This is a genomic window from uncultured Marinobacter sp., from assembly GCF_963974375.1.
Taxonomy (GTDB): domain Bacteria; phylum Pseudomonadota; class Gammaproteobacteria; order Pseudomonadales; family Oleiphilaceae; genus Marinobacter.
In genome coordinates this window covers 1-9942 of record NZ_CAXBDN010000162.1, presented here as the reverse complement: position 1 = coordinate 9942, position 9942 = coordinate 1, and the positions used below count along the sequence as shown (strand labels likewise).

Below are 9942 nucleotides of genomic sequence, written 5' to 3'. Positions count from 1 at the left end.
TGTGCAAATCGGTCACGATCCCCGGAATGACCGGTCACGTTCGCCGGAATACGCAGCCGGGTCAGGTCAGGTTCAGTCGAACAGGACCACCTGTCGGACGGCTTTGCCTGAGGCCAGTTTTTCAAAACCTTCGTTGATCTGATCCAGGGTCAGGGTGTCGCTCAGCAGCCTGTCCACCGGCAACTTGCCCTGACGGAACAGCGCCACGTAGCGGGCAACATCCCGCACCGGTACGCAGCTGCCTACGTAACTGCCCTTGAGCGTGCGTTCTTCCGCCACCAGGCTGACCTGCTGAATGGCTACCTTCTTATCCGGGTGCGCCAGGCCTCCGGTTACGGTGGTACCGCCACGGCGGGTGATCAGGTAGGCAAATTCGAGCGCTTTCTCGGAGCCGGCCATTTCGATGGCACAGTTAACGCCACCATTAGTCAGTTCCTTGATTTTGGCGACACAGTCGGGGTCGGCGCTGTTAAAGACATGGGTGGCACCCAGTTCTTTGGCCAGGGCCAGCTTGTCGTCATCCAGATCAATACCGATAACTTCACTGGCGCCGGCGACCAGAGCACCCAGCACGCTGTTCAGACCAACACCACCGAGGCCGATAACTGCCACTGTCTGGCCGGCCTTGATGTCGGCGGAGTTGATGGCCGCACCCACACCGGTCAGCACCGCGCAACCGAACAGGGCGGCGTGGTGCAGGGGCAGTTCCGGATCGATTTTCACCAGGGAATCCCGGGAGACCACGGCATGATCGGCAAACGCAGACACCCCGAGATGATGGTTCACCGGGGTGCCATCGGCACGGTGCAGGCGGTGCTCGCCAGACACCAGAGTGCCGGCATTGTTGGTTTTGGCGGCCGGCTCACACAGAGCCGGGCGGCCTTCGGCGCAGGGAGAGCAATGACCACAGCTGGGCACAAACACGGCGACCACGTGATCACCCACCACCAGATCCTTGACCCCGTTGCCCACCTGTTTGACGATGCCGGCGGCCTCGTGGCCCAAGGCCATGGGTACTGGCCGTGGCCGGTTGCCATCGATCACCGAAAGATCGGAATGGCACAGGCCGGCTGCCTTGATTTCCACCAGTACCTCGTTGTCACCGGGTGGATCCAGTTCCAGCTCCTCAATCACCAGCGGACGGGACGTATTGTAAGGGCGTTCGGTGCCAATGGCCTGGAGTACCGCTGCACGTATCTTCATGGTTGTTCTCCTTGTTTTCGATCGGTCAGTAGTCAGTCAGTGCTGACGATTCTGACGGATCTTTGCGGCCTTGTGAAACGGCGCCCCGTTCTATGCGCCAGGTACTGTCCACCAGGTCTGCCGAATGGGTATCATCGGATTCGGCAATCAGCACCGTCAGACCTTCGCCCCGCAGGTCGGCCATCACTTCGGACAAGCGGCGGGCCAGCACCGGCGCAACGCCCTCGAAGGGTTCATCCAGCAACAGCAGTTCCCGTCCCGGCATCAGCGCCCGGCCCAGGGCCACCAGCTTTTGCTGACCGCCGGACAACTGCAGCGCCTTGCGCTCACCAAAATCGGCAATCTCCGGCATCAGCGAATAGATCCACTTCAGGCGCTGGTCCGCATCCTTGATGTTATTGGCCCAGGCCGGCATCAGCATGTTTTCGGTGACAGTCAGGTCCGGGATCAGGCGACGGTCCTCCGGCATGTAGCTGATCTGCATCTTGGCGCGCTGGTGGGAGGCCTTGCCGGTGATGTCCTGCCCCTTGAACGTTATCGTACCGGCGGTTGGCGGCAGCAAACCCATAATGGCGCGGATCAGGGTAGTCTTGCCGGCGCCGTTGTGGCCAATCAGCCCCGCCATCTTGCCAGTGGGAATGCTCAGGTTGATGTCCCGCAGAATGCCAATGCGTTCGATAGCGACGTCCAGTTTCGAGATTTCAAGACTCATGGCGGGCGCCTCCCTCAGCCGTGTGTTTGTGAAGACGTTTGCCGGTGACCAGTTCCTGAACTTTCGGGTCATCCAGAACATGGTCCACCGGGCCGTCGGCGATCACCACACCGCTGGCGAAGGCCAGTACGCGGGTGACATAGCGCTCGACAATATCCATGTCGTGCTCCACGAACAGCACCGTCAGCCCTCTTTTTGTCACGGCTTCCATCACGATATCCATCAGCCCGTATTTTTCTTCAAGGCTGACACCACTGGTGGGCTCATCCAGCAACAGCATGCGGGGATTACCGAGCATGGCAATGGCAATATCCAGCAGCTTGCGGGCGCCCTGAGGCATGGCAGTGACCATCTCATTGCGATAGCGGGATATGCCCATCTGCTCCAGAATTTCGCTGCCTGCTGCCATCCGTTCGGGCGTGCGCACCGGTCGTAACATCTGCAGATGCTGATTTTCGGCAGCGGCAAGGGCCATGGCCAGGTTGTCGAGTACCGACAGCTCCAGAAACAGCTGCGGAATCTGGAACGACCGGGCCAGCCCTTCACGCATCAGTTTTCTTGGCCCCAGGCCCTTGATGGGTCTGCCGTTAAAGGAAATGGTGCCCTCAGAGGGCGGTAGATAGCCGGTCACCATATTGATGAAGGTGGTTTTGCCGGCCCCGTTGGCACCAATAACCCCGACAATCTCACCTTCAGTGATAGTGACATTGATGTTTTCGGCAGCTGTGACCGCGCCAAAGTAGCGGGACAGCCCCTCAGTTTTCAGTATCTCAGTCATGAGGCGGCCTTCTTCTGACGGGTGAACAGGCTCCAGATACCTTTAGGCAGGAACAGGATGATCAGCAGCAGCACAATGCCGAGAATCATCTGCCAGGAGTTGGGGAACAGCTCCACCGCGTAGGTGCGTACCAGAGCGAAGATCATCGCAGCAATAAACGCGGCAGCAACATGACCGGTGCCGCCCAGCAGGGCAATGAACACGAACTCTCCGGAGATGGTCCAGTAGGCCATTTCCGGGTCCACGTGGCCGGCCGCCAGTGCGGTCAGCGAACCGCCAATGGCACCAATGCCGGCTGCCAGCACATAGTTGATATACAGCACCTGGCGACGGGAGACGCCCATGTATTCGACCCGGACTTCATTTTCACGGATGGCTTCGCAGGCCAGACCAATGCTGGACTGAAAAAAGCGATTGAGAAACAGTGCCACCAGCAGACCAAGCACCAGGGCAAGCCAGAAGGCTCCCATGCCGGAGGATTCCGGCTGCCAGCCCAGTACCGACCATTGCACCACGGTAAACCCGTCGGTACTGCCAAGACCGTGACTTTTTACCAGAATCCCGAACAGGATCATGGAGAAGGCCATGGTCAGCATGGCAAAGAAGATTTCCCGGTAGCGGGTCAGCAGTAGGCCCAGCACCATGGCGAGGGCAATGGCGGCGACAAAGCCGATAAAAATCAGTAGCAGTGCATCCTGGATATTCAGAAAGCGGCCCCCCATACCCACGGCATAGCCGCCGATACAGAAAAACAGGCCCTGGCCGAAAGACACCAGGCCGGAACGCATCAACATGACGACACCCAGCACCACCAGTGCTTTCGATACCGCCAGAGTGGTGGTAAAGACCAGCCAGTTGGGACTCATCAGTCCCACCAGCCCGATGGCCACAGCAGCGGCAATCATAATGGCTTCAGATTTCTGCAGACTCATCAGATTTTCCTCGCTATCGCCTGACCGAACAGGCCATGGGGCCGGAAGATCAGCACCGCCGCCATAACGGCGTAAATGATGAACAGTTCGAACTGAGGTACGGTGTGGATGGAGGTAGCCCGGGCCAGTCCCACAATGATGGCTCCGACTGCAGCACCGGTGACACTGCCCAGACCACCCGTTACCACCACGGCGAAAGCCAGCACGATGACTTCGATGCCAATGCCCGGAACCACCGAAATAATGGGTGCGGTGATACCACCGGCAATGGCACCCAGGGTGGCGCCGATCACGAAGGTAATGGTAAACATCCGGCGCACGTTAACGCCCATGGCTTCGGACACTTCCCGGTCATGGATGATGGACCGGAGAATCTTGCCGATACGGGTGCGTTCGAGCCAGAACCAGAGGCCCACACCAATGACGACCGACAGACACAGAACCATGATGTCGTAGCCGGAGACGGTGAGCACATCAATGGATACCCGACCCATGCCGGCATAGGGCTGCCAGGCAAAGTAGGGGGTGGTGCCCCAGATCAGCTTCATGACATCTTCAAGAATCAGCAGGATGGCGAAGGTGACAATCAGCATCAGAATTTCGTCGCGGCCGTACATCAACCGCAAAATGCCCCGCTCGATCAGCAGGCCAGAGATAACACCAATCAGCAGAGCGCAGGTGGCCAGAATGGCAAAAGCCATCCACAACTGACTGCCGCCACCGGCGTAGTACCAGCCAATAGCTGAAGCGGCTGCATAGGCGCCCAGGGCGTAAAGGCTGCCGTGAGCCATATTCAGAATCCGCATGACGCCGTAGATGACGGTCAGACCTGCCGCCACCAGGAACAGCCACGAGGCATAGATGAATCCGTCGATCAGTATCGCCCAGACCGTTAACATCTGTGTTTACTCCTGTTATCGGTAAATACCGGCAACCCGGAGGTTGCCGGCAGGTTCAGGGGGTCAGTCGCACTTGGCTCCGGGGAAGCCATCCTTGATCCACTGCTGGGCATTTACCCCATCCGGTGCTGAAACGCATTCACCGGCGTAGGCGCGGATATTGCGCAGTTCCGCGCCCTGACCCGGGGTGTAGTGGTACTCACCGTAGAGCATGTCCTGCAGGGCCTGGTGGCCGCCGGCCAGAGCCATGCGCACGGTGCCGCTGACGGATTCGAACTCGGCGCCCTTGAGGCTGGCGGCCAGCTGCTCACTGGAAGGCACGCCGTCAGCGCCGGAGTTATCGGCAGCAAATTTCAGTGCCAGAATGGCCTGGGCCATTTTCGAGGAGGGGTAGCTGGGCTTGGTGCCATGCTCGGCCTCATAGGCCTTGTTGAACCATTCGCTCAGGTCGTTCTCTGGCATGAAGGCACCGAAAGGTCCACGGCCGCCAAGAATGGTGCCGTTGGGTGCCTGGCCATCAAAGCGATGCAACCCGGATTCACCAGTGGTCAGCAGTGCAGTGGCCTGGCCCAGCAGGCCGCGGGCGTTGGCCTGGGACACGAAGGATTCCATATCACCGCCCCACATGCTGGAGTGGATGATTTCCGGACGACGGGTCTGCAGGGCCGAGATTTCGGTGCCGTAGCTGCCGGCGAAAATCTGCGGGGTCTGGTTGTTGACGATTTCTGCCTCAGGCATCAGCTGCTCAAGTGACAGCGTAAAGTCCAGCCAGGAATCCTGGCCCCAGGCGTAGTTCTGCTGAATACCGGCGATGCGCTTGGCATCTCCGTGCATTTCCTTGAGGTAGTGCACCGCACCCACGTTGTCGGCAACCGCATCCAGACCGGTGCGGAAGAAATAGGCCGGATTCTTCAGCTCCTCGAACATCCGCGGGGTGCCACAGTCGAAGGCGATGGTGAAGGTTTTCAGTTCTTCGGCCACCGGACCCACGGCCAGGCAGTCACCGCTGGAAATGTAGCCGATAACTGCGTTCACGTTCTGGCGCTGGACCAGGTTGCGGTATTCCTCAACCTGTTTGGTGGGGCCGCCGGCTTCGTCGATGACCACGGACTCCAGTTGCAGGCCGTTGACGCCAGGGGTGTTATAGGGCGCAGGCAGTTCGCCGGCGTTGATGGCCTTGATCACCGTTTCTGCTGCCTGTGCTGCCGGCACACCAAAGGGCCCTGAGGCACCGCCGGACAGGAAGGTCACCAGGCCAACCTTGAAGGTTTCCTGGGCGTTGGCGGCCTGGCTGAACGCCATGGCGCCGGAAGTGGCGATGGCCACGGTGGTGGCAGTGCTGAGCAAGGTCTTGCGCCAGCCTGCAGTGGATGTTGAATGTCCCATTTTTGCTCTCCTTCGTTGTTGTTATGCAGAGTACTGTTGCTGTGGTGTCTGTCAGTCAGCCACCGGATTCACCGCGTCGCGTCTCAACGAGAGCGGGTGACGGTTTCAGGGATTCGGCGTCGTATACTTTCCACTCGCCCAGCATGACCCGGGCCGGGGGATATCGGGTATTGCTGACCGGCGTGCCGATGGCCTGAGCCTGAATGATCTGATGAGTATCCTTATCGATGTAGGACACGTAGCCCCGGGGATCCTTGGGCAGAGGAATTCTGAGTCCCTTGAGGGCCTCCACCATGGCTTCAGTATCGGTAACATCGCCACCGGCCCGTTGAATTGCTCTCGCAATCACGTGTATGCCGGCATAGGCCCCCTGGGCGGAATAACTGGGATAGCGTCCGGACAGCTGATGAAAGCCGTCCACAAAACGGGTGTTGGCATCTGTCTCTGGCCAGTTGAGGTGATGACGGGCGGACAGGATCAATCCTTGCGGCGGCTCGTTGCCCAGGGCGACCAGGGGTTCGTAGTCACCACCGGTGTCAAAATTGGCCACGCGCATCTGGCTGAACAGGCGCGTGGTGCGGGCCTGTTCAATGAAGGCGGTGAAATCGCCACCCCATAGCGCAACCACAAGAACGTCCGGGGGCGATTCCAGCAAGGACTGGATATATAGTGAATAATCCGGCTCGTATAAACGGGGCCAGTAGGTGTTGGTGGCCGTGTAGCGGACATTGTGGAGCGCCAGTGCGTCCTGCAGGTCACGCCAGGCGATGCGGCCGTATTCGTAATCGGGGCCGAGAAAAGCGAGCTTCTGCCAGCCGGTCTCTTGTTGCAGTTCCTTGAGGTAGCGGGCACCGGCGGCATGGGAGGTCCAGGTATCGCTGGACACCCGGAAATAATAACGATGTCCCTCCTCCAGAGTGGCCCTGGAGGAGGCATGGTCGGTGCCGACGAGAATGATCTTGCGCTGGCGGGACAGGCGGCTGACGGCCATGCCAACGCCGGAGCTGACAATCCCGCATAGAATGTCAGCGTTGTCCTGCTCAATAAAATCGGTGGCCATGCGGACGGCAAAGGAGGCTTTCGAGCGAGAGTCATCCACGATGACCCTCAGTCTGGGGGTGTCAGCTTCTGCGGCCAGTTCCCGCAGGGCAAGCTGGATGGCCACAATGCTGTCACGGCCGTAGCTGGCCGAGCGGCCAGTCATGGGGTACATGCAGGCGATGGTGGCATCCGCCTCATCAGCACTGGCGCCCAGCTCAACCCGACCCACAACACTCCCGGTTGCTGCGGGCATAAACGCATGCAGGGGCGTTGATACGGCTGCCAGCGTCAGGGCCGCAATCACAAACGCCAGAGTCAGCCAGACCCGGTAGCGGCGGAACAGCGTTTGGCAAAGACGGGTGAGAGATCCCGGCAAGATTGCCTCCAGTGCCTTTTCGGCTTTTTTATACATTGTTTTTGTGAAACCGTTGGCACAATGGGTAGCAAAAGGAGGGCCATCTCCCGAGTACCGGTTTTGCAGGGGTTAGCGGGTATCAACGATGAGCGGATGAGCGGATTCCGCTCAGGTTGTGGTCGGATATGAGCGGAATCCGCTCATATTTAGCGCTCAGCCCAGGCCCAGTCGTTGCAGCCGGCGCTTGAATGCATGCCGGGACAGCCCGAGTTTTTCGGCGGCTTTGCCTTTGTGGCCACCGGTGGCGTTGAGTGCATCCATGACCAGCTCGCGCTCGGTGTGGCTGAGCTGTGCATTCAGCGAGTCATCGTCATTCTCTGCCGGGCCCACTCTGGGCTGGTGAAATTCCTGGGGCAGCTGCGCCGGTCGAATCGGCTGTCCGGGATGCAGAATGGTCAGTCGTTCCACCAGATTGCGCAGTTCCCGTACATTGCCCGGCCAGCTGTAGCGGTTCAGCACGCTCAGGGTTTCCGGCAGCATCGCAATGGGGCGGCAGCTTTCTTCCCGGGCCTGGCTGGTAATGAACACCTCCAGCAACTCACCGATGTCGTCACCCCGGTCCCGTAACGGAGGAATGGTGAGTTCAATAATATTGAGCCGGAAATAGAGATCTTCCCGGAAGTGGCCAAGCCGGACCTGTTCCTCCAGGGAGCGGTTGGTGGCCGCGATCACCCGGACATCGGCGGTCTTGCTGGCGGCACCGCCCACGGGCCGGTAATCTCCGTTTTCGAGAAAGTGCAGGAATTTGGCCTGCAAGGGCAACGGCAGCTCACCAATTTCATCCAGGAACAGGGTGCCGCCATGGGCCAGGGACACCAGCCCGGAACGTTTCTGGTGGGCGCCGGTGTAGGCACCTTTTTCGGCGCCGAACAGTTCCGCCTCGATCAGCTGCTCCGGCAGAGCTGCGCAGTTGATTTCCACAAAGGCACCCCGGGCGCGGGGGCTGTGATCGTGAATGGCTCTGGCCACCACGGCCTTGCCGGTGCCGGACTCCCCCAGCAGCAGAATACGGCCGGCGCTGCTGGCGGCAACACGCTGAATGGTTTCCCAGAGTTGTGTCATGGGCCCACTGCTGCCCACCAGTCCGGACGATGTGGCGACGCGGTTGCGGTGATAGGCCAGCTCTTCCTGCATCTGCCGTCGTTCGGTCACGGTGCGGATCAGGTGCAACAGTTCATCCAGGGCGAACGGCTTGGTCAGATAGTCGGTAGCGCCCGCTTTCACCGCCTGCACCGCGGCCCGGGTATCGCCGTGGGCCGAAATCATCACCACCGGCAGCTCCGGATGCTGACGGGCAGCTTCGGCAAGTACATCCATGCCGCTCATGCCTGGTAGCCGGAGGTCCAGCAGCATCAGATCCGGCAGACTCTGCTCCAGTGCCGTCAGCGCGTCTTCCCCGGAACTGGCGCTGCGGGTGCTAAACCCCGCTTCCTCCAGGGCAAAGGTCAGCGAGCGGACAAAGCTCTTTTCGTCGTCAACGATCAGTATCTGTGAGCGCATGGTCTGCGTCCTGGTGTTGTTGCTGGTCTTGTTGTGAGGAGGGGGAGTCCGGATCAGCTGCCGGCAGGCTGACGGATACCGTGGTGCCGAAGCCCGGCGCACTGCTGATGTGGATATCGCCGCCGTTGAGTTCAATCAGTTGTCGGGTAATGCTCAGGCCAAGCCCGGTACCATCCTGACGGGTGGTGAAAAAGGGCTCGGTGACCCGGGTCAGGGTGTCTGAATCCATGCCGCAGCCGTTGTCGGTGATATCAACCGTCAGCCGGTCGCCGTTGCGGAAGGCCCGTAAATGGACGCTGCCACCGGGTTCGCAGGCCTCAATGGCGTTGGCCACCAGGTTCACCAGGCACTGGATGATCTGGTCAGGGCTGGCGTAGACCGCCAGGCGGGAGTCGCCGGTGGCGGTGACGGAAACTTCCCGCTGATCCGCCAGTCCTGACGTCAGCACCGAAGCATGGCGGAACACCCGGCGCACATCGACGGCTTGCGGCTCACCTGCCACGGGTCGCCCGTAATCCAGCAGGTCACCCACCACCCGGTTCAGGCGGTCGATTTCCTCCTCTACGGATACCAGCAGGTTGCGCCGCCGGTCATCCGGCTCGCCTTTTTCCAGGGCCTGCACGGTCAGTTTGATGGTAGCCAGCGGGTTGCGCACCTCGTGGGCAACGCCGGTGGCGAATTCCCCCAGTACCGCCATTTTCTCGGCATGAACGGTGCGCCGGATCATGTCCTGCAGCCGGTCGGCCATGGCGTTGAAGGCATGGGCAAGCACGTCAATCTCGTCCTTGTCGTTCTTCGGGGCCTGCAGACGAAACTGAAGGTCGCCGCCGGCAAAGGCTTCGGCACCGTCGACCAGTCGCGCTACCCGCCGCCGCAGGCTGCGGGCCAGGGCCCAGAACAGGATGACGATACCCAGCGCCATCACCCCCGCCAGCCCATAAAGCCCGAGCTGAACGTTACGCAACGGGCTGAGGATGTCGGCCGCAGACACCACATAGTCAATGCGCCAGCCGGGCAGTACCTCCGGCCCGGTACGAAGCCCTTCCGGCAGGGCCGCCTGGGGGTTGCCGGTGGCG

At 60.5% G+C, this 9942-nt stretch carries 9 protein-coding genes; all 9 read right to left on the bottom strand.

Features of this window, described 5'->3' with window-relative positions:
• Positions 1-72: 72 nt before the first annotated feature.
• Positions 73-1203, bottom strand: coding sequence for a zinc-dependent alcohol dehydrogenase family protein (locus AAC035_RS13685; protein ID WP_339805091.1), 1131 nt, complete (start codon positions 1201-1203; stop codon positions 73-75).
• 25 nt (positions 1204-1228) lie between these two features.
• The gene (locus tag AAC035_RS13680) at positions 1229-1915 is read right to left on the bottom strand and encodes an ATP-binding cassette domain-containing protein (protein ID WP_339805089.1); all 687 of its coding nucleotides are present in this window, start codon (positions 1913-1915) and stop codon (positions 1229-1231) included.
• On the bottom strand, positions 1905-2693 hold the full coding sequence (locus tag AAC035_RS13675) for an ABC transporter ATP-binding protein (RefSeq protein WP_339805087.1): 789 nt from the start codon (positions 2691-2693) through the stop codon (positions 1905-1907). Before AAC035_RS13675 ends, AAC035_RS13680 begins: the two co-directional genes overlap by 11 nt.
• On the bottom strand, positions 2690-3625 hold the full coding sequence (locus tag AAC035_RS13670) for a branched-chain amino acid ABC transporter permease (protein WP_339805085.1): 936 nt from the start codon (positions 3623-3625) through the stop codon (positions 2690-2692). Before AAC035_RS13670 ends, AAC035_RS13675 begins: the two co-directional genes overlap by 4 nt.
• The gene (locus AAC035_RS13665; RefSeq protein ID WP_339805083.1) at positions 3625-4524 is read right to left on the bottom strand and encodes a branched-chain amino acid ABC transporter permease; all 900 of its coding nucleotides are present in this window, start codon (positions 4522-4524) and stop codon (positions 3625-3627) included. The genes AAC035_RS13670 and AAC035_RS13665 overlap by 1 nt, the downstream gene beginning before the upstream one ends.
• Before the next feature lie 63 nt (positions 4525-4587).
• On the bottom strand, positions 4588-5910 hold the full coding sequence (locus tag AAC035_RS13660; RefSeq protein WP_339805081.1) for an ABC transporter substrate-binding protein: 1323 nt from the start codon (positions 5908-5910) through the stop codon (positions 4588-4590).
• A 55-nt stretch (positions 5911-5965) separates the two neighbouring features.
• Positions 5966-7327 (bottom strand): ABC transporter substrate-binding protein, encoded by a 1362-nt coding sequence (locus AAC035_RS13655; protein ID WP_339805079.1) that lies wholly within the window; start codon positions 7325-7327, stop codon positions 5966-5968.
• Positions 7328-7519: 192 nt separating this feature from the next.
• The gene (locus tag AAC035_RS13650) at positions 7520-8866 is read right to left on the bottom strand and encodes a sigma-54 dependent transcriptional regulator (protein ID WP_339805077.1); all 1347 of its coding nucleotides are present in this window, start codon (positions 8864-8866) and stop codon (positions 7520-7522) included.
• On the bottom strand, positions 8841-9942 hold a 1102-nt coding region (locus tag AAC035_RS13645), incomplete at its 5' end, for a HAMP domain-containing sensor histidine kinase (RefSeq protein ID WP_339805075.1). The genes AAC035_RS13645 and AAC035_RS13650, both read right to left, overlap by 26 nt.

What these genes read in the sequence shown, in the direction of transcription:
- AAC035_RS13685 (WP_339805091.1), bottom strand. Translation starts at nt 1,203, where the DNA reads ATGAAGATACGTGCAGCGGTACTCCAGGCCATTGGCACCGAACGCCCT.
- AAC035_RS13680 (WP_339805089.1), bottom strand. Translation starts at nt 1,915, where the DNA reads ATGAGTCTTGAAATCTCGAAACTGGACGTCGCTATCGAACGCATTGGC.
- AAC035_RS13675 (WP_339805087.1), bottom strand. Translation starts at nt 2,693, where the DNA reads ATGACTGAGATACTGAAAACTGAGGGGCTGTCCCGCTACTTTGGCGCG.
- AAC035_RS13670 (WP_339805085.1), bottom strand. Translation starts at nt 3,625, where the DNA reads ATGAGTCTGCAGAAATCTGAAGCCATTATGATTGCCGCTGCTGTGGCC.
- AAC035_RS13665 (WP_339805083.1), bottom strand. Translation starts at nt 4,524, where the DNA reads ATGTTAACGGTCTGGGCGATACTGATCGACGGATTCATCTATGCCTCG.
- AAC035_RS13660 (WP_339805081.1), bottom strand. Translation starts at nt 5,910, where the DNA reads ATGGGACATTCAACATCCACTGCAGGCTGGCGCAAGACCTTGCTCAGC.
- AAC035_RS13650 (WP_339805077.1), bottom strand. Translation starts at nt 8,866, where the DNA reads ATGCGCTCACAGATACTGATCGTTGACGACGAAAAGAGCTTTGTCCGC.